At 65.2% G+C, this 17530-nt stretch carries 22 protein-coding genes and 1 tRNA gene; 16 read left to right on the top strand and 7 right to left on the bottom strand.

The features are described from left to right. A partial coding sequence (locus V6M39_RS08180; protein ID WP_332643324.1) for a DEAD/DEAH box helicase occupies window positions 1–1644 on the top strand: 1644 nt, incomplete at its 5' end. On the opposite strand, the gene V6M39_RS08175 is transcribed toward V6M39_RS08180, so the two are convergent. From V6M39_RS08175 to V6M39_RS08165, 3 genes are read right to left on the bottom strand one after another with little or no spacing between them, the layout of a single operon-like run. Next, on the bottom strand, window positions 1641–2204 hold the full coding sequence (locus tag V6M39_RS08175; protein WP_332643323.1) for a 1-acyl-sn-glycerol-3-phosphate acyltransferase: 564 nt from the start codon (window positions 2202–2204) through the stop codon (window positions 1641–1643). The two genes, V6M39_RS08180 and V6M39_RS08175, sit on opposite strands and share 4 nt — an antisense overlap. A 9-nt stretch (window positions 2205–2213) precedes the next feature. Then, the gene (locus tag V6M39_RS08170) at window positions 2214–4160 is read right to left on the bottom strand and encodes a beta-propeller domain-containing protein (protein WP_332643322.1); all 1947 of its coding nucleotides are present in this window, start codon (window positions 4158–4160) and stop codon (window positions 2214–2216) included. Then, window positions 4157–4663 (bottom strand): SigE family RNA polymerase sigma factor, encoded by a 507-nt coding sequence (locus V6M39_RS08165; protein WP_332643321.1) that lies wholly within the window; start codon window positions 4661–4663, stop codon window positions 4157–4159. Before V6M39_RS08165 ends, V6M39_RS08170 begins: the two co-directional genes overlap by 4 nt. Window positions 4664–4763: 100 nt before the next feature. On the opposite strand from V6M39_RS08165, the gene V6M39_RS08160 reads away from it, so the two are divergent. From V6M39_RS08160 to V6M39_RS08120, 9 genes are all read left to right on the top strand, one after another. Continuing rightward, window positions 4764–5453: a hypothetical protein gene (locus V6M39_RS08160; RefSeq protein ID WP_332643320.1), complete on the top strand. Its 690-nt coding sequence runs from the start codon at window positions 4764–4766 to the stop codon at window positions 5451–5453. Then, window positions 5453–6169, top strand: coding sequence for a MazG family protein (locus tag V6M39_RS08155; RefSeq protein WP_332643319.1), 717 nt, complete (start codon window positions 5453–5455; stop codon window positions 6167–6169). The genes V6M39_RS08160 and V6M39_RS08155 overlap by 1 nt, the downstream gene beginning before the upstream one ends. Before the next feature lie 66 nt (window positions 6170–6235). Further along, the gene (locus tag V6M39_RS08150; RefSeq protein ID WP_332643318.1) at window positions 6236–6481 is read left to right on the top strand and encodes a helix-turn-helix domain-containing protein; all 246 of its coding nucleotides are present in this window, start codon (window positions 6236–6238) and stop codon (window positions 6479–6481) included. 7 nt (window positions 6482–6488) lie between these two features. Continuing rightward, window positions 6489–7397, top strand: a complete 909-nt coding sequence (locus V6M39_RS08145; RefSeq protein ID WP_332643317.1) for a hypothetical protein — start codon at window positions 6489–6491, stop codon at window positions 7395–7397. A 96-nt stretch (window positions 7398–7493) separates the two neighbouring features. Continuing rightward, window positions 7494–8771 carry a phosphopyruvate hydratase gene (gene eno / locus V6M39_RS08140; RefSeq protein WP_332643316.1) on the top strand — a complete coding sequence of 426 codons (1278 nt, stop codon included), beginning with the start codon at window positions 7494–7496 and terminating at the stop codon, window positions 8769–8771. A gap of 3 nt (window positions 8772–8774) precedes the next feature. Further along, complete coding sequence (locus V6M39_RS08135; RefSeq protein WP_332643315.1) at window positions 8775–9335, top strand: FtsB family cell division protein; 561 nt, start codon at window positions 8775–8777, stop codon at window positions 9333–9335. Continuing rightward, the gene (locus tag V6M39_RS08130) at window positions 9332–9829 is read left to right on the top strand and encodes a DUF501 domain-containing protein (protein WP_332643314.1); all 498 of its coding nucleotides are present in this window, start codon (window positions 9332–9334) and stop codon (window positions 9827–9829) included. The genes V6M39_RS08135 and V6M39_RS08130 overlap by 4 nt, the downstream gene beginning before the upstream one ends. Continuing rightward, on the top strand, window positions 9822–10754 hold the full coding sequence (locus V6M39_RS08125) for a Ppx/GppA phosphatase family protein (RefSeq protein WP_332643313.1): 933 nt from the start codon (window positions 9822–9824) through the stop codon (window positions 10752–10754). Before V6M39_RS08130 ends, V6M39_RS08125 begins: the two co-directional genes overlap by 8 nt. A 5-nt stretch (window positions 10755–10759) precedes the next feature. Next, window positions 10760–10833 (top strand) — tRNA-Leu (locus V6M39_RS08120). Here V6M39_RS08120 and V6M39_RS08115 read toward each other — a convergent pair. Beyond that, window positions 10834–12015: a PP2C family protein-serine/threonine phosphatase gene (locus tag V6M39_RS08115; RefSeq protein WP_332643312.1), complete on the bottom strand. Its 1182-nt coding sequence runs from the start codon at window positions 12013–12015 to the stop codon at window positions 10834–10836. A 101-nt stretch (window positions 12016–12116) separates the two neighbouring features. Here V6M39_RS08115 and V6M39_RS08110 point away from each other — a divergent pair, with 101 nt between their 5' ends. Next, the gene (locus V6M39_RS08110) at window positions 12117–12569 is read left to right on the top strand and encodes a GNAT family N-acetyltransferase (protein ID WP_332643311.1); all 453 of its coding nucleotides are present in this window, start codon (window positions 12117–12119) and stop codon (window positions 12567–12569) included. Between the two features lie 22 nt (window positions 12570–12591). On the opposite strand, the gene V6M39_RS08105 is transcribed toward V6M39_RS08110, so the two are convergent. Continuing rightward, window positions 12592–13476: a S1 family peptidase gene (locus tag V6M39_RS08105; RefSeq protein WP_332643310.1), complete on the bottom strand. Its 885-nt coding sequence runs from the start codon at window positions 13474–13476 to the stop codon at window positions 12592–12594. A gap of 224 nt (window positions 13477–13700) precedes the next feature. On the opposite strand from V6M39_RS08105, the gene V6M39_RS08100 reads away from it, so the two are divergent. Next, the gene (locus V6M39_RS08100; protein WP_332643309.1) at window positions 13701–14681 is read left to right on the top strand and encodes an aldo/keto reductase; all 981 of its coding nucleotides are present in this window, start codon (window positions 13701–13703) and stop codon (window positions 14679–14681) included. Window positions 14682–14683: 2 nt separating this feature from the next. Here the strand turns inward: V6M39_RS08100 and V6M39_RS08095 are convergent, their stop codons facing one another. Together V6M39_RS08095 and trmB are read right to left on the bottom strand one after the other, a co-directional pair. Next, the gene (locus V6M39_RS08095) at window positions 14684–15079 is read right to left on the bottom strand and encodes a DUF3052 family protein (protein ID WP_332643308.1); all 396 of its coding nucleotides are present in this window, start codon (window positions 15077–15079) and stop codon (window positions 14684–14686) included. 9 nt (window positions 15080–15088) lie between these two features. After that, complete coding sequence (trmB, locus tag V6M39_RS08090; RefSeq protein ID WP_332643307.1) at window positions 15089–15802, bottom strand: tRNA (guanosine(46)-N7)-methyltransferase TrmB; 714 nt, start codon at window positions 15800–15802, stop codon at window positions 15089–15091. Between the two features lie 19 nt (window positions 15803–15821). Between trmB and V6M39_RS08085 the strand changes: the two genes are divergently transcribed. The 4 genes from V6M39_RS08085 (at window position 15822) to V6M39_RS08070 (ending at window position 17524) form a co-directional block, all read left to right on the top strand. Then, entirely contained in the window at window positions 15822–16340 is a 519-nt protein-coding gene (locus V6M39_RS08085) for a DinB family protein (protein WP_332643306.1), read from the top strand. Then, complete coding sequence (gene mobA / locus V6M39_RS08080) at window positions 16340–16906, top strand: molybdenum cofactor guanylyltransferase (protein ID WP_332643305.1); 567 nt, start codon at window positions 16340–16342, stop codon at window positions 16904–16906. Before V6M39_RS08085 ends, mobA begins: the two co-directional genes overlap by 1 nt. Beyond that, complete coding sequence (locus tag V6M39_RS08075) at window positions 16899–17135, top strand: DUF6457 domain-containing protein (protein ID WP_332643304.1); 237 nt, start codon at window positions 16899–16901, stop codon at window positions 17133–17135. Before mobA ends, V6M39_RS08075 begins: the two co-directional genes overlap by 8 nt. Before the next feature lie 68 nt (window positions 17136–17203). Then, a complete protein-coding gene (locus tag V6M39_RS08070; RefSeq protein WP_332643303.1) occupies window positions 17204–17524 on the top strand; it encodes a PadR family transcriptional regulator in 321 nt (106 codons plus the stop codon). Window positions 17525–17530: the final 6 nt, after the last annotated feature.

Raw genomic sequence — 17530 nt, 5'->3', positions numbered from 1 at the left:
GACCAGATGGTGACGATCGACGAGGTCAAGCGCGACATGGAGCGAACGGTCCCGATGGATCGTTTGGTCTGCGGTGACGTCGGCTACGGCAAGACTGAGATCGCCGTGCGAGCTGCGTTCAAGGCGATCCAGGACGGCAAGCAGGTCATCCTGCTCGTACCAACGACGCTCCTCGTGCAGCAGCACTACGCGACCTTCGCCGAGCGGTTCGGTCAGTTCCCGGTGACGATCCGCCCGCTCTCGCGCTTCCAGTCCGACAAGGAGTCCAAGGAGACCCTCGAAGGGCTCGCGAACGGCACGATCGACCTGGTGATCGGCACCCATCGCCTGCTGCAGCCCGGTGTGAAGATCAAGGACCTCGGGCTCGTGATCGTCGACGAGGAGCAGCGCTTCGGCGTCGAGCACAAGGAAGCACTCAAGATGCTGCGCGCCGCTGTCGACGTGCTGTCGATGTCGGCCACCCCGATCCCGCGCACGCTCGAGATGGCGATCACTGGCATCCGCGAGATGTCGACGATTGCCACACCGCCGGAGGAGCGCCACCCTGTGCTGTCGTTCGTCGGCGCGTACGAGGACGGCCAGATCATTGCCGCGATCCGTCGCGAGCTGCTCCGTGAGGGGCAGGTGTTCTACATCCACAACCGGGTGCAGAGCATCGACAAGGCGGTCGCCAACATCAAACGGCTCGTTCCCGAGGCTCGCGTTGCGTCGGCTCACGGCCAGATGGGTGAGCATCAGCTCGAGCAGGTCATGGTCGACTTCTGGGAGAAGCGCATCGACGTGCTGGTCTGCACCACGATCGTCGAGTCGGGTCTGGACGTCTCCAACGCCAACACCATGATCATCGAGCGCGCCGACACCCTCGGCCTCTCGCAGCTCCACCAGCTCCGTGGGCGCGTTGGTCGATCGCGGGAGCGCGCGTACGCCTACTTCCTCTACCCGCCCGAGAAGCCGCTCACCGAGACCGCACACGACCGTCTCACCACAATTGCGCAACACTCCGAGCTCGGTGGGGGCATGGCGGTGGCGATGAAGGACCTCGAGATCCGCGGTGCAGGCAACCTGCTCGGCGGTGAGCAGTCGGGACACATCGCCGACGTTGGCTTTGACCTGTACGTACGACTCGTCGGCGAAGCCGTCGCCGAGTTCCGTGGCGATGCTGCACCCGAGCGCGAGGTCAAGATCGAGCTGCCGATCGAGGCGCACCTGCCGCACGATTACGTGCAGAGCGAGCGCTTGCGCCTCGAGATGTACAAGCGGCTGGCCGACGTACGCGCGCTCAACGAAGTCGATGAGCTGCGCGCAGAGCTGGTAGACCGCTATGGCGAGCCGCCCGAGGCGGTCGAAGTGCTGCTCGAGGTGGCTCGACTCCGCGTACGAGTGCGCGACGCCGGGCTTGCTGAGGTCACCTCGGCTGGTCCCAACATCCGGTTTGCACCGCTCAAGCTGCCCGACTCGGCGCAGATGCGTCTCTCGCGCGTCTACCCGCGGAGCACCTACAAGGTCGCTGCCGAGGTTGCGCTCGTACCGCGGCCCAAGACGGCACCGATCGGTGGCGAGCCGCTGCGCGATCGCGAGCTGCTCGAATGGACCCGTACGGTCATCGACACTCTCGTGCCGGCCGAGGCGCCTGCAACCGCCTAGGCGGATTCCTCACGCAGTCGCGGCTCGGTCGCGTTCTCGGGCTTGATGCCGCGCTTGTCGGCGAAGAAGGCGCGGACGATGTCCATGTCGGCTCGTACGTCGTCGGACGCGTGGAACGTCGGACCGAAGCCCATCGTCTTGGTCGGCGGATCGAAGAACGCCAGGGTGATCGGCAGGCCAGTTTCCTTGGACAACCGCAGGAAGCCTGACTTCCAGTACTCGCCTTTCCCGCGGGTGCCCTCCGCCGCGATGATCAGGCGGAATGGCTTGCCAGTGCCTGCTTCGGCCACCAGGTCCTTGACGACTGTGCTCGCATTGTCGCGATCGAGCGGGACACCGCCGAACGCCTTGAGCACCCAGCCGAGGGGGCCCTTGAAGAGCTGCTTCTTCACCAGTACGCGCGGGTGCTCGCCGCCGTGCCACATCACCAGCAGCATCGTGATGAAGTCCCAGTTGGACGTGTGTGGTGCGCCGACGAGGATTCCGGTCCGTGGCACCTCTCCGACCATTTTGTAGCCCATGAGGCGTACGACCGTCCGGGCCAGACCTTTGCGCATCATGCGGCAACCCTAGGGGAGGTCGAAGAACCGAACATCCTCGCCTGTGACGAGAGCGATGCGACCGCCCGCCAGAGGCAGCGTGCGTACGACGGCGGCGTCGTCGCCGTACTCGACCCGCGTCAGCTTGCTCCGAATCTGCTCGTTGCGGATGGTCAACGTCGCGATCTGCACCCTCTGGCCCTGCTGAAGGACGGTCAGTGCCGTGTCGCGATCCGGGAGCCAGGTGAACGCTCGAGGGTCGGTCGCCGCAATTGTGCTGGCGTTGCGATAGTGCTCGACATCGACTCGCTTGACGTGGGCGAGGTCGGACGTGTCGAACAACGCGATCTGCGCTGAGCTGCCTTCGTATCCAATGCCCAACATCTCGTTGTCGCTCAGCGGGTGGAGGTAGTCGCTGTAGCCCGGAATCTTCAGCTTGCCGATCAGTCGCGGTCGAGCAGGATTGGCGAGGTCGATCGTGAACAGTGGATCGACCTCCCTGTACGTCACGAGTACCGCAAGATCGTCAAACCAGCGCACTCCCTTGATCTCCTCGTTCTTGCCCAGCTTGTCGAGTCGTCCGATCTCGACGAGCTCCTCGCCCTGACGTTTGAGGGTGACTACGGAGTTGAAGTTGCCCGTCTCGCTCGACGGTCCGACCGCGACCCGTAGGACATCGTCGGCTTCGTCGAGCGACCATCGATCGGCGATCGTGCCTTCGACCTCACCGGATGCAACGTGAATCGCTTGGACCCCGTCGAGCTCGAAGTCGTAGATGTCGGTCGTCCCGGAGTCTTGCCGTGGCGCAAACTCGGGGCCGGCGATGCGACATCGGAAGCAGCCCCAGGTCATGGGGCTTTCGGCGAGGTAGAGGTGGTCCGCTGATTCGTACGCGATGGTGGCCGAGCCGACCAGGCCGATTGCGTGTGGCTTCGTCGGTGCTGTCGCTGTCAATCCCACGACACTCACAGTGTCGAGACCGCGTGCATCGGTCGGGACCGCAACGTTAGTGCAGTCGAGCAGCTGTTTTGAGCCCGACCCTGAGTCGTAGGTCGGCAGCCAGTCCTTGATGGTTGACCGCTCGATGGCCAGGCGGTTGGCGAGGAGCGCCTCGTCGGTGCTGACCTTGCCGCCGGGCTGGATGAAGTCGAGCGCAGGCGGGCCTGCTGTCATGACGAGCCGGATTGTTGAGTCGTGCTGCCTGGCGGATATCACCCGCGACGAGTACGTCACGGTCGACTCGATCTTCGGGTCCGATGGTTGAGCGATGTCGACGGTCACCACGCGGCTACCGCGCCGCGTACCTGTCATGTCGTCTCGGGCACTCACCTGATCACCGCCGAGTGCAACCACTGTCGAGCCGGCCAGAAGGATCTCGCCTCCTTCAAACCGCTTGAGGTGAGTCGTCGAGCGCTTCACCACAGAATCGCCGGATGCGTCATAGACGATCAGGTCGTCGCCCCGAAGTCGGACGACGAGCTTCCCGTCGGTCTTGACCGTGTCGGGCTCGTCGACGCCAGTCTCCTGCACATTCGTGCCGGTCTCGCTTGAGGACTGTGCGCTCATGCGCGAATCCCTGACGCCGTACTGCAGTGCGACGTCACCCAGCTTGGCCAGCATGTGTCGGTCGGTCGGCCAGACTCCGGCTCCGCCGTCCCAGCCCCACTCGGTGACCATGCTGAGCGCCCGGTCGCGGTACGCCGCCAGCAGCTCATTGCAGCTCAGCGCCGGCTCCAGGTCGGCCTGGAATGCCACCGGACTCGGCGCGGTGAGCGACGGCCCACCTGGACCTGCTGGGCCATCGCCGACTGTCGTACCGACCAGGAATGCCGCAGCCAGGGCAGCCGTGGCGCCTACGGCGATCAGCGGTCGGACGAGTTTGCGGCGTGGCGAGTTTGCCCTGCCTGCTCGCAGGATGGCGTCCACCGGGGGAGTGCCAGTGGGAAGGTCTTCCCAGAGGTCTTCAAGGTCGGTCATGTGCGCTCCTCGGAGAGTTCGGAGAGGTGTTGCGAGTCGGCCAGCCGTGCCAGGGAGCGAGAAAGCCGGCTCTTGACCGTGCCCACGGAGATGCCGAGTGTGGCTGCCGTCTGGGCTTCGGTCAGCTGGACGAAGTAGCGCAACACCACGACTTCGCGATGCGGTTTGCTCAGCCCTTCAAGAGCCTGATGGATCGCGTCGGTCAGGACCACACGGTTGCTGGCGTCGTCGACCTTGCCGTCGGGCTCGGCGTCGACTCGGCTGCGCCACCACCGCGTACGACGGACGTCCCGTAGCTGGTTGAGCAGCATGCGGTAGACGTAGGCATCGCGGTTGGTGGCGTCGGTGACGCGCTCCCAGTTCGAGTAGCAGCGGACCAGAGTCTGCTGCGCCAGATCCTCAGCTTCGTGGGAGCTCGCCCCCAGGAAGATCGCCGCCCGAACGAGGTCACGCCAGCACGTACGCACGAACTCCGCGTAGCTCGCCTCGGACGTCGCGTCCACCGTGCCTCCAAACGTGGTCTGTCACCTTACGACGGGTCCCGGGCGTCAAAGGTTCCATTCCGTGGGTAGCCTTGTCGCGCATCGACTGAGAGGTACTTCCATGTGGACTCGTATGCGCGCTGCCGCGCTCGTCGTCGCCGCTCTGACGCTCGCGTCATGCGGGAGCATCCATCCCGGTGACGCTGCGGTCGTCGACGGTCAATCGATCTCGATGTCGAAGTTCGACAAGACGGCCCGCATCTACTGCAAGCTCACCCTCCTCTCCGCCAAGGAGCAGCTCGAACAACAAGCCGCGCAGCAGGGTGTGCCCGTCGAGTCGTTGCCAGCTCCCTCAGTGCCCAACTCCGACGTACGACGCCAGACGATCTCCGATCTGGTGACGATCTTGGTGGCTCGCGATCTGGCGAAGGAAGAGGGCGTCACGGTCGACAAGAAGCTGTACGAGCTCACGCCTGACCAGATCAAGGAGGTCGGCACAGCATTCCCCAAGGGCGACGATGCCGAGTATGTAGAGCTTGCGATTGAGAACTCCCAGGAGATCGCCGCGATCGCTGTTGCTCTTGCAGAGAAGTCGACAGGGGTCACGGCCACCAACGAGAACTCGAATCAGCTGGCCGAAGAGGGCCATGCAGCGATCATCGCGGCGTTCAAGGACCACGACGTGAAGTTCGCGCCTCGTTTTGGTTTGAGCAGCAGCCTGAAGGAGATAGGTCCGACTGGATCCCTGTCGGTCCCTTCGACCGACGGTCGCGCTGAGGACGAGCTGCCGGCAGACCAGCGCTGCGCCTGATGCGCATTGTCGTGATCAGTCCGCGGGTCGCACCGGGCATTCTCACGCTTGCAACCTGGGACGCACTGCGCGACGCCTCGCGCGTCGTCGCCACCGAGAAGGACCCCCACGTACACGCGATCGTCGCTTCCGGCATCGACGTCGAAATCTCCAGCGACGCGCCTGCCCTTGAATCAGGCACCGCCGCAGACGGGGTCCTCTGGATCGCACCGACGGGTGACGCGGAATGGGCTCGTACCGTCGCCGACGACCTGATGTCGGGAGACGAGGTCGGCAAGGTCGAGGTCATCTTCGGCTCCTACGACGTGCCGGGCGCGAGCCTGATCGACCTGGTCGAGGTGATGGACCGTCTTCGCCGCGAGTGCCCCTGGACGGCCGAGCAGACCCACACCTCCCTGGCTCGGTACGTGCTCGAGGAGGCACAGGAGACGTTCGAGGCGCTGGAGTCGGGCGACTCCGAGCATCTGCGTGAGGAGCTCGGCGACCTGTTGATGCAGGTCGTGTTCCACTCCCGCATTGCCGAAGAAGCCGAAGGCTGGGACGTCGACGATGTGACGGCTGGCATCACGGCAAAGCTCGTACGCCGCAACCCGCACGTCTTCGCACCCGAGACGCTCGACCACATACCGACCACGTCGGACGAGATCGACGCGCAATGGCAGCGGATCAAGCAGCAAGAGCGTGCCGGCAAGATCCCGCCGCTCCACGACCACTGACTCTGAGCCCGAGACATTGCACGCGTGCTATGGACAGACATAGCACTCCTGCTATACGTTCGGGTCATGAGAGACATCCGCGACGACGAGTTCTATGGGCGCATCGCTGCCCAAGTGGTCGCCCGACGTACGGAGCTGTTGCTGTCCCAGCGCGAGCTTGCCGAGCTGTGCGGCACTACTCAATCGGCGATCGCTCGGTTTGAGTCGGGCACGCGCCCGCCCAAGCTCGACACGTTGATCCGCATCGCCGAGGCGCTGGACTGCGAGCTCGACGTTGAATTCCGCCCCCGTACCCGCCCCGTCAAGAAGTGAGGATCGTATGAGCACCACGCGCGTTGATACCGAGGACATCTCCTCGACGAAGAGCGAGAAGTTCCTCGCAGTCGTTCTGACAGCATTCATCCTGATCGGGGCGGGCTGGGCCTACGTCAAGGCGGACTCCCTCGCAGGCGTGGGTCATTTCGACGACTACACGTCCGTCGAGCAGAAGGCCTTTGACGAGCAGGAGCGGGCATCCGAAGCGCTTTTCGTTGCGGAGGAGGCGAGCAACTCGGCCAAGACCGATCTCGAGCTTGCCCGCGATGACCTCAGCCTCGCTGTCGATCGCGGGGAACCGACCGCCGACTTGGAGAAGGAGTACCGGGAGGCGCAGACGTCATACGACGAGGCGAAGGTTGCGCTGGAAGCAGCGAAGGTCGAAGCCGAGAATGCCGAAAGGGCAGCTCACACGGCTGAGAAGGGCTACGAGAGTCGCACGGGGGACGACGGTTCGTGGCGTGACTGGCTATCCGCTGGCCTGCGCCTCCTGCTCATCGGTGTCCTGACGTTCGGGGGTCTGCAACTCATCCGTCGGATACGTGAGCGTGAGTCGCGCTACCTCCCGCTGGGGTTCGCCGTCGTCGCGTCGGGCGTGATCATGTCGCTGGTCTTTGCGATCGACTACATCTCCGACTACGTCGACATCCTCGACCTCGGGCCGATCATTCTGTCCCTGCTGGGCGCCGGCGCCACAGTCGCCGCGTTCATCGGGCTGCAGAAGTACTTGGCACGCCGAATCCCGGGATCCCGCGTACGCAAGGGGGAGTGCCCGTTCTGCGGATTCCCGGTAAACGCCGAATCGGGACCGCATTGCGAAGGCTGTGGGCGTGAGGTCGTCGCCAGTTGTGCCTCCTGTGAAAGCCCGCGACGGGTCGGCTCGCCGCATTGCCCGGCGTGTGGGGTGGCTTAACCACGATCGCCGTCCACTCAGGCGAGGCGATCTCCGACGCGAACGGGCGACGACTAGGCTGGCACCCGAACGTTCAATCGCTATCGAGGAGCAGTCTTGGCACGCATCGACGCCGTCGGCGCACGGGAAATCTTGGATTCACGGGGCAACCCGACGGTCGAGGTCGAGGTCGCACTCGACGATGGAACGATCGGCCGCGCGGCAGTGCCCTCCGGCGCATCGACAGGCGCTTTCGAGGCCGTCGAGCTCCGTGACGGCGGCAAGCGCTACCTCGGCAAGGGCGTCCTGAAGGCCGTCGCCGGAGTCAACGACAAGATCGCCCCCGCCCTCAAGGGCTTCGAGGCTGACGACCAGCGCGAGATCGACCTCGCGATGCTCGACCTCGACGGCACCCCCAACAAGGCCAAGCTCGGCGCCAACGCGATCCTCGGCGTCTCGCTCGCGGTCGCGAAGGCTGCGGCCGACTCGGCCAAGCTCCCGCTGTTTCGCTACGTCGGCGGTCCCAACGCGCACGTGCTCCCCGTACCGATGCTCAACATCCTCAACGGTGGCTCGCACGCTGACTCCAACGTCGACATCCAGGAGTTCATGATCGCTCCGGTCGGCGCTGAGTCGTTCTCCGAGGCATTGCGTCAGGGCGCTGAGGTCTACCACTCGCTCAAGTCGGTTCTCAACAAGGAGGGCCTCTCCACTGGCCTCGGCGACGAGGGCGGCTTTGCGCCCAACCTCGACTCCAACCGCGCTGCGCTCGAGCTCATCTCGCGTGCCGTCGAGCAGGCCGGCCTCAAGGTCGGCACCGACATCGCGTTCGCACTCGACGTTGCTGCGTCTGAGTTCTTCGACGATGGCTCCTACACGTTCGAGGGCAAGAAGACGTCCGCCGAGGAGATGTCGGCCTACTACGCCAAGCTCGCTGCCGACTTCCCGATCGTCTCGATCGAGGATCCGCTCGACGAGGACGACTGGGCCGGCTGGACGACGCTGACGACTGACATCGGCGACTCGGTGCAGATCGTCGGTGACGACCTGTTCGTGACCAATGTCGAGCGCCTCACCCGCGGCATCTCCGAAGGTGCTGCCAACGCGCTGCTCGTGAAGGTCAACCAGATCGGCTCGCTGACCGAGACCCTCGACTCCGTCGACCTCGCTCACCGCCACGGCTTCGCCTGCATGATGAGCCACCGCTCGGGCGAGACCGAGGACACCACGATCGCCGACCTCGCCGTCGCGACCAACTGCGGCCAGATCAAGACCGGTGCTCCGGCTCGATCCGACCGTGTGGCCAAGTACAACCAGCTGCTGCGTATCGAGGAGCTCCTCGGATCGGCCGCTGAGTACGCCGGCGTCTCCGCCTTCCCGCGGCTGGCTGTCTGACCCATGGCCACTCGCGGACCACGCGGGCCCGGACGGAAACCGCCCAAGCGGGAGCCGTCAGGGTCATCGCGTGGGCGCAAGACCACCGGCTCGCGCACGTCGGCTGCTGCCAAGAAGCCCGTCAGCGCAGGCACTGGTCCGCAGCTGACCACGCGGGCGATTGTCCTGCTCTCCGTGGTCCTGCTGCTGGTTGCGTCCTACACCTCGACGCTGCACGCGTGGTGGGAGCAGCGGGGTGACATCCAGGCAAGCAGGGCGGAGATCGTGATGCGCAAGCAGGCCATTGCCGATCTCGAGGATGAGAAGGACCGCTGGAACGACCCCGCGTACGTCAAGCAGCAGGCACGGTCTCGTTTTGGCTGGGTCATGCCCGGCGAGGTCGGCTACCGGGTCATCGGCGCGGACGGTGTCGTACGCGGTGACGTGCCGACGCTCGACGAGCCGCCGGAGGCCACAACACCGCAGTGGTACGACAAGCTCTGGGGAAGTGTGAAGCAGTCAGGAAAGACGCCGGAGGCAAAGAAGAAGACCGAAGACCCCAACGCAGTGATCAAGAAGCAATGACGATCGATCAATCAGACCTCGACGCGATCGAGGAGCAGCTCGGTCGTACGCCCCGCGGGATCCTTGAGATCGCATCGCGTTGCCCATCGGGCCATCCCAACGTCGTCAAGACCGAGCCGAGGCTCGACGACGGCACGCCGTTCCCGACAATGTTCTACCTGACCTGCGATCGGCTGGCCGCCGAGATCGGCACCCTCGAAGCCTCGGGTCTCATGCGAGAAATGACCGAACGGATCGCCGAGGACGAAGAGCTCGCCGCCCACTACAAGCGTGCCCACGACTCCTACCTAGCCGAGCGCGAGGCAATCGGTCACGTACCCGAGATCGACGGCATCACCGCCGGAGGGATGCCGACGCGGGTCAAGTGCCTCCACGTCCTGGTCGGTCACTCCCTCGCGAAGGGTCCCGGGGTCAACCCGCTCGGCGACGAAGCGCTCGAGCTGCTCGGCGACTGGTGGTCCGGCAACAGCTGCGGTCCCGCGACAGATGACTGAGCCGCGGATCAGGGTCGCCGCATTCGACTGCGGCACCAACTCGATAAGGCTGCTGATCTGCGACCTGCACGGTGACGTGAAGTCGGACCACCTGCGGGAGATGAAGATCGTTCGCCTTGGCCAGGACGTCGATCGCACCGGTCGTCTCGCGGATGAGGCGATCGGTCGTACGTTGAGCGCGACGCGCGACTACGCCGAGCTGATCCCGCTGCTGGGAGTCGAACGGATCGTGTTCTGCGCGACGTCCGCCGTACGCGATGCAGAGAACGGTGAAGCGTTCTGCGATGCGATTGAAGGGATTCTCGGCGTACGGCCGATCGTCCTCGATGGGCCGGCCGAGGCGCGAGCCACGTTCCTCGGAGCCACGCGTGATCTTGACGAGGCTCGTACGCTCGTCGTCGACATCGGCGGAGGGTCAACCGAGGTGGTGGTTGGCCGCGGCAAGGACATCGAGTCCGCTGTTTCCCTCAACATCGGGTCCGTACGTCTCACCGAACGGTTCCTGCACGCTGATCCGCCGACCGCGGGCGAGATCGCGGCCTGTGGCGAGCACATCGACGCGCTGCTCGCCCCCATCGCGTCTTTCGCGCCGGTCGAGAGGTTTGTCGGGGTCGCCGGCACGATCACGACGGTCGCCGCGCACGCACTCGAGCTGCCTGCGTACGACTCGCGCGCGATTCACGGCGCCAAGCTCGACCGCGACGTCGTCCGCACGGCGTGCAACGACCTCCTGAACATGACCGTTGCCGACCGACGAGCCCTGGGATTCATGCACCCGGGTCGCGCTGACGTGATCGGTGGCGGAGCGCTGATCCTCGACCGGATCATCGATCGGCTGCCGCTCGACACTGATGTCATGATCGCGAGTGAGCGCGACATCCTCGACGGCATCGCCTGGATGGCCGCCGATCCGCGGTTAGGCTGAATCGCGCTCCTGTAGCCCAATTGGCAGAGGCAGACGACTTAAAATCGTCAAAGTGTGGGTTCGACCCCCACCGGGAGCACTATTGAACGGCGACAGCGACGAGGGCGATGTCGTCGCTGGCGACGCCGTCCTGGAACGTGAGGACGTCGGCCAGCACTCCGTTAACTACGAGGTCGGGGGAGCCTTCGTGCTTTCGGACCGACTTGCGCAGGCGCTCGTCGCCGAAGAACTCCGACTCGTGCCGCGCCTCGGTTGCCCCATCGGTGTGGAGCAGCAGGGTGTCGCCTGACCTCAGAGCGAACGTTGTCGACGTGTAGGACGCGTCCTCGAACACGCCGAGAAGCGAGCCCGGCTCGAACGGCACAGGGGCGACATGCCGACCGCGTATCAGCAGTGGAGGTGCATGACCGCCGGCCGCCATCGCGACTTGCCAGCCTTCATCGGTACTCGTCAGGCGAATCAGGATCACGGTGCAGAACCGGTCGTCCTCCCGGTCTTCCAGCATCAACGCGTTGAGCCTGTGAAGCACCCGCGCGGGGTCGGCCTCCATCACGGTGACAGCTCGCAACGTGTGTCGTACGAGCGACGTCACGACGGCAGCGCGTACGCCCTTGCCGCAGACATCGCCCAACACGACCACCCAGTCGTCCGGGCCGACTTGGAACACGTCGTAGAAGTCGCCGCCCACCTGCGATCCATCGCCGGCGGGACGGTAGACGGCCGCAACACCGAGGCCCGGGATCGAGGGGAGCGCGGGAGGCAGCAGGGTGTCCTGAAGAGTGCGTGCAAGGTTGACCGCTTGCTCCTGGGCAACTTCGGCACGGTGCCGAGACAGCACCAGCTCTCGCTCATACTCGCGGCGTTCGGTCGCATCCATGACAGCGAGCCGGACGAGCCGCGGCTGGCCGTCCTCGTGGCGCGCGAGTGTGGCGTTGACCAGTACCGACAGGGTGCCCTCGTTGGCGGTTCGCACGTCGAGAGCAACCTCGCGCACCTCGCCATGGCGGTTGAGCATCGGGATCAGCTGTGACTGGTAGTACTCGGCGCCGTCTGAGCGCAGCAGGTCAGGAAACATGCGGCGATCTACCAGGTCCTCGCGGGTGTGCCCGGTCCAGCGCAGGAACGTCTCGTTGACCTTGACGATGACGCCATCCGGCGCGACGGTCAGGTAGCCGACGGGTGCATGCTGGTAGAGCAGCTCGGCGTCGTCATCCCGCAGTTGCTCATATCCGGCTGCCCATTCGCCGGCGGTGTGCATCATGCTCAAAACGTAACCCGCCGGTGGTCCGTTCGTGTCAGTAGGCCGAAGTTTGCGCGGCATACTGAGTCCCAAGCGAGCGACATCGGGAGAGGGGGTTCACCGTGATCTTCTCGTGCCCCGATCCGGCGCTCGATCCCCACTTCGCCGCCAAGCTCCTCAGTCTGCAGCGCGAGGCGTATGCGCTTGAGGCCGAGCTCATCGGCGACGACCGGCTGCCGCCGCTCCAGGAGGACCATGAGGCGCTCGCGGCCCCGCGGGTGAACTGGTGCACCGCGTGGGACGGTGTCGACCTGCTCGGAGCGGTGAGCTGGCACGAGCACGACGACCACGTCGACATCGATCGGGTGATGGTGAGTCCATCGGTGCATCGCCGAGGCATCGCGAGCGAGCTTCTCAGCCATGTACGCGATGACGCTCACGGCCGCGAGCTCGTCGTCTCAACGGGTCGCGACAACGCACCTGCCGTGAAGCTCTACCTCAAGCACGGCTTCAGGCCTGTCGAGGACGAAGAAGTCCCGCCAGGGATCTGGATCACCAGGTTTAGATCGAACTGAGTCTGGAAGGTACGCGACTTGGTCAGTACACCTGCACGCCGTACGCCGCCAGAGCCTCGGTCACCGGCTGGAAGAACGTGACCCCGCCCGTCGTGCAGTTGCCGCTGCCACCTGAGGTCAGGCCCAACGCCTTGGTGCCGTCGTACAGTGCGCCGCCGCTGTCGCCGCCCTCGGCACAGACCGTGGTCTGGATCATGCCACTGACGGTGCCGCCGCCCTGGTAGTGGACGGTGGTGTTGAGTGCGGTGACCTTTCCGGTGTGGATGCCCGTGGTGCTTCCGCGTCGGGTGACTGACTCTCCGACGAACGCGTTCGCGGCGCTGGTGATGTCCTGGCTGCCGACCGTTCCTGGGTAGTTGGTGAACGACGAGGTGTACTGCACGAGTGCGTAGTCGTTGCCCGGAAAGCTGGCCTTCCGGGTGTTGCCCATGAGCGTGCTCCGGCTCGACGAGGTCCACCACTTCTTCTCCGACTTGGCGCAGTGACCCGCAGTGAGGAAGTAGCGCGTCGTGCCCTTGATGACGTTGAAGCCGAGCGAGCAGCGGTATTTCGACCCGTAGATGGCGTCTCCGCCGGACGCGAAGGTGCGGAACTCTCCCGCCGTCGTCTGCAGTCTTGCGGTCCCGTCGAGGTCTGCGACCGCGTCCTTCACCTTGGCGAGGCGCGCGCCCTTGACGGTGCTGTCGACGGTGACGACGACCTGCTGCGCTGACGTGTCGACGCCCCACGCTGTACCGGCGAACGCCACCGACCGATCGAGATGTTTCACGGCCGCCGCGAGCTGCGCTCGGCTGGCGCCCCCGTCCGATTTCGCCTGGGCGGGCGCCTGCACCGCCAAGGCTGCGGCCAGGCCGAGTGTTGCGACGAGTGCGCTGGTGCGCCGTACGAGTCGTGGGTTGGACCTCATGGTCGGCTCCTTGATCTGGTGCAGGCGACCCGAGATCCGGTGATCTGCTGCGTGCACCGCTTTCCTCACCATCCTCCAAACTCAGTGCGGCGACAAGACCTGATCGAGCCACACCAACTGCTAGATCGGGCTAGTGCGCACGCTTGGCCGGCTGAGCGACCGGGCGTGGGGGATCGAGTAGAGGGTCGTAGGCTGGGCTTTCCCCAGGAACGAGGAGCTGGATGATGGACGTACGCACGCTGGGCCGCACGGGACGCAAGGTCTCGGTCGTCGGCCTTGGCACGTGGCAGCTCGGTGCCGACTGGGGTGATGTGACCCATGACGAGGCGATCGCCGTGCTCGACAGCGCGACGGATGCCGGCGTGACGTTCTTCGACACTGCGGACGTCTACGGCGACGGCCGCAGCGAGCAGCTGATCGGCGAGTACCTGCGCGCTCGACCCGAGCTCGACGTCCTGGTCGCCACCAAGATGGGTCGTCGCGCTGAGCAGGATCCCGCGAACTTCACGCTCGACAGCTTCCGCGCCTGGACCGATCGCTCACGGGCCAACCTCGGCGTCGACACGCTCGACCTGGTCCAGCTCCACTGCCCGCCGACCCCGGTGTTCTCCAACGACGAGGTGTTCGAGGCTCTCGACCTGCTGGTGCAGGAAGGTGTCATGGCGTCGTACGGCGTCAGTGTCGAGACCGTCGACGAGGCGCTGACCGCGATCGCCCGCCCCAACGTTGCTAGCGTCCAGATCATCTTCAACGCGTTCAGGCTCAAGCCGCTCGACGAGGCGCTTCCAGCAGCGAAGGAGGCCGGCGTAGGCATCATCGCCCGCGTCCCGCTCGCGTCCGGACTGCTGTCGGGCCGCTACACGAGCAGCACGACGTTCGCGCCCGACGACCACAGGACGTACAACCGGTCTGGAGAGGCGTTCGACGTCGGAGAGACCTTCTCCGGCGTGGACTTCGAGACCGGAGTACGCGCCGCGCAGGAGTTCTCGGCGGCGGTGCCCGAGGGCGTACACCCCGCACAGGCGGCGATTGCGTGGATCCTGGCGCAGGATGGCGTCACAGCGGCAATTCCTGGTGCACGCAACGTCAACCAGTCACGCTCGAATGCCGCGGCTGCTGACGTGGTGCTTCCTGCGGACTTCGATGCGAAGGTACGGGACATCTACGACCGTTATCTGCGCGAGGCCATCCACCCTCGCTGGTAGCCCTAAGCCTGTTCGAGGCGTACGCCGGACCACGCCTCGTCGAGCATTACGTGCTCGACGGTGTGCCAGCCGTAATCGGCGACAAGATCGCCGATCGTCTCAACCGCGATCTCGGTGCGACCACCGACCGGATAGCAGATCCACACGACCGGGATCGAGCCCAGCTGCGGCAGGAACTCATCGAGATCGTCGGTCAGCTGCACCTGGCTCTCGACGAAGAGAACGGCTCCGTCGATCAGGTCAGCTTCGTCTTCGTCCTCGTCGTTGCGGTGCTCGATGGCGATGGCGCCCTCAGGCAGAGGGTCGAGAAGTGCGGTCTCTTCGACCGTCTGACCGATCACCCACACGACATAGCCCTCAGTGATGCGGAGCTTGTCGGCGATGGTCGTCTCGGTCATTGATACATCCTATGGGGTGCTGGAAACGGCGCTGACGTCGCGAATCTCGCGGCCGACATCCATGCCCTTGACCTCAAACCGAGTGAGTGGGCGACCCTCGAACCGTGGTGCGTACGTCCCAGAAGTCAGCAGCGCCGGCTCCCCGTTCACGACCTCTAGCATCTGTTCGGCGTAGTCCTCCCAGTCCGTTGCGAGGCGAAGCGTGCCGCCGGGTTCGAGAACGCGTACGGCCAGCTTCGCGAACTCTGGAGTGATCAGCCGGCGTTTGTGGTGGCGTGACTTGTGCCAGGGATCGGGGAACCAGATGCGCAGCTCGCGCACGGATCCGGCCGGCAGCATCGTCTGCAACGCCTCCGGAGCATTGACAACCGCCATACGGATGTTCGTGACTCGCTCGTGACGCATGGTCACGAGGGTCTGGGCGACACCGGGCACGTAGACCTCAAGGCCCAGGAAGTTGACGTCTGGGTGCTCGTTGGCGGCGTGCACCAATGCCTCGCCGCGGCCGCTGCCGATCTCGACGATCAGTGGTGCGGTGCGGCCAAACACGGCTGGGGCATCGAGCACGAACGACGGATCGACTGAGGTGCTCGGCCCGTGGCCCGGTACGTCGATCACGAACGTGCCGGCTGCCCAGTCCCAGGCGTTCTGCTGGCGCTCGGTGAGCCGTCCTCCGCGCCGGGTGAATGACACCGGGCTGGTGCGATAGGCAGGTGACTCCACGACGGCTAGCGTAGACGGCGTGAGTATCGAGCCTGACACCAAGGACTGGACCTGGGTCCTGTCGCAGAAGTGCCCCGAGTGCGGTCTGACCGCCAGCGATGTCGTCCCCACCGAGATCGGTGCGCAGGTACGCGCCGACCTGCCGCGCTGGGCGGCTGTCCTGGCTCGTCCCGACGTACGCGACCGCCCGTCACCTGACGTCTGGTCGCCGCATGAGTACGCGTGCCACGTACGCGATGTGTACGTTCTCTTCGCCGAACGCGTGGAGATGATGCTCGATCGGGACGATCCGATGTTCCCAAATTGGGACCAGGATGCGACAGCGATCGAGCACAACTACGCCGCGCAGGACCCGGAAGATGTAGCCGAGGAGCTGACGGCTGCGGGCGACGTGATCGCCCGCGTGTTCGACAACGTTGCAGCCGACTCGTGGGATCGCACCGGCCGTCGCAGCGACGGATCGGCGTTCACGGTCGCAACGCTCGGTCAGTACTTCATGCACGACATCGTCCACCACCTGCACGACGTGCGCGCCTGATGCAGTGGGATGCGATCGTCCTCGCCGGCGGTCGCGGAACGCGGCTCGGCGGCGTCGACAAGGGGTCGCTCGAGCTTGATGGCGCCACGCTCTTGTCGCGGACTCTCGAGGCCGTCGCCGGTGCTGGGCGGATTGTCGTCGTCGGTGAGACCGAGGCGCCGGGTGTAACCGTCGTCCAGGAGGAGCCGAGGTTCGCGGGCCCGGCTGCAGCCGTCGGCGCGGGTCTCGCCGAGGTGACGTCGCCGTACGTGTTGCTTGCTGGGGTCGACCAGCCGTTCCTCAGCGATGCGATTCCGGTGCTTGTGGATGCCGTGACCGGTGACGGTGTGATCGCCGTCGACGCAGACGGACACCGCCAGCAACTTATGAGCCTCGTCAACGCCGATGCTCTGCGTCATGCGGTGGCGGCGCAGTCCTCGCTGACAGACCTGTCGTTGCGCGCACTCCTTTCGCCGCTCGAGCTGGTTGAGGTCGCCGTACCGGTTCGATCGACCCTCGACATCGACACATGGCACGATCGTGACCGTGCCTTGGAGCACGGGCAGCAGGGAGAACGCAATGACTGAACTCGACGATTGGGCCGCCCACGTTGCGGAGGAGCTGGGCCTCAGCGGTCTCGTCCTCGATGTCGACGCTGTCCTCGATCTCGCCTCGGTCGCGGCGCACAACGTCGTACGTCCCGCGGCGCCGCTGACGACGTTTCTCGCCGGGCTTGCCGCAGGCCAGGCCGGGGGGTCACCGGATGACATCCGCGACTCCATCGCTCGAGCGACTGCCGTCTGCGAGACGAGCTGATCTTTCAGTTCAACACGCCCGAACTTCGTCGTCCGCACTAGTGCGTAGTGCGTGGTACTGTCGCATCCATGGATGCGACTCAGCTGCTCAAGGGAGTGCTCGACGTGGCGGTGCTTGCCGTCGTCGAGGACGAGGATGGATATGGCTATGACGTCGTACGCAGATTGCGTGCGAGCGGTCTTGAAGAGGTCGGCGACGCCTCGGTCTATGGCACGCTGCGGCGGCTCTACACGGCCGGCGCTCTGACTTCGTATGTGGTGCCGTCCGAAGAGGGGCCGCACCGCAAGTACTACGGCATCAACGCACAGGGGCGAGCGATGCTCGATGTGCAGCGCAAGGTCTGGAACGAGTTCTCAACCACGATGAACAACCTGCTGGAGGCATCATGACCACGT

The organism is Aeromicrobium sp. (assembly GCF_036675695.1).
Taxonomy (GTDB): Bacteria; Actinomycetota; Actinomycetes; order Propionibacteriales; family Nocardioidaceae; genus Aeromicrobium.
The sequence above is the reverse complement of the archived record's forward strand: the minus strand, read 5'-3'. Positions and strand labels throughout refer to the sequence as shown.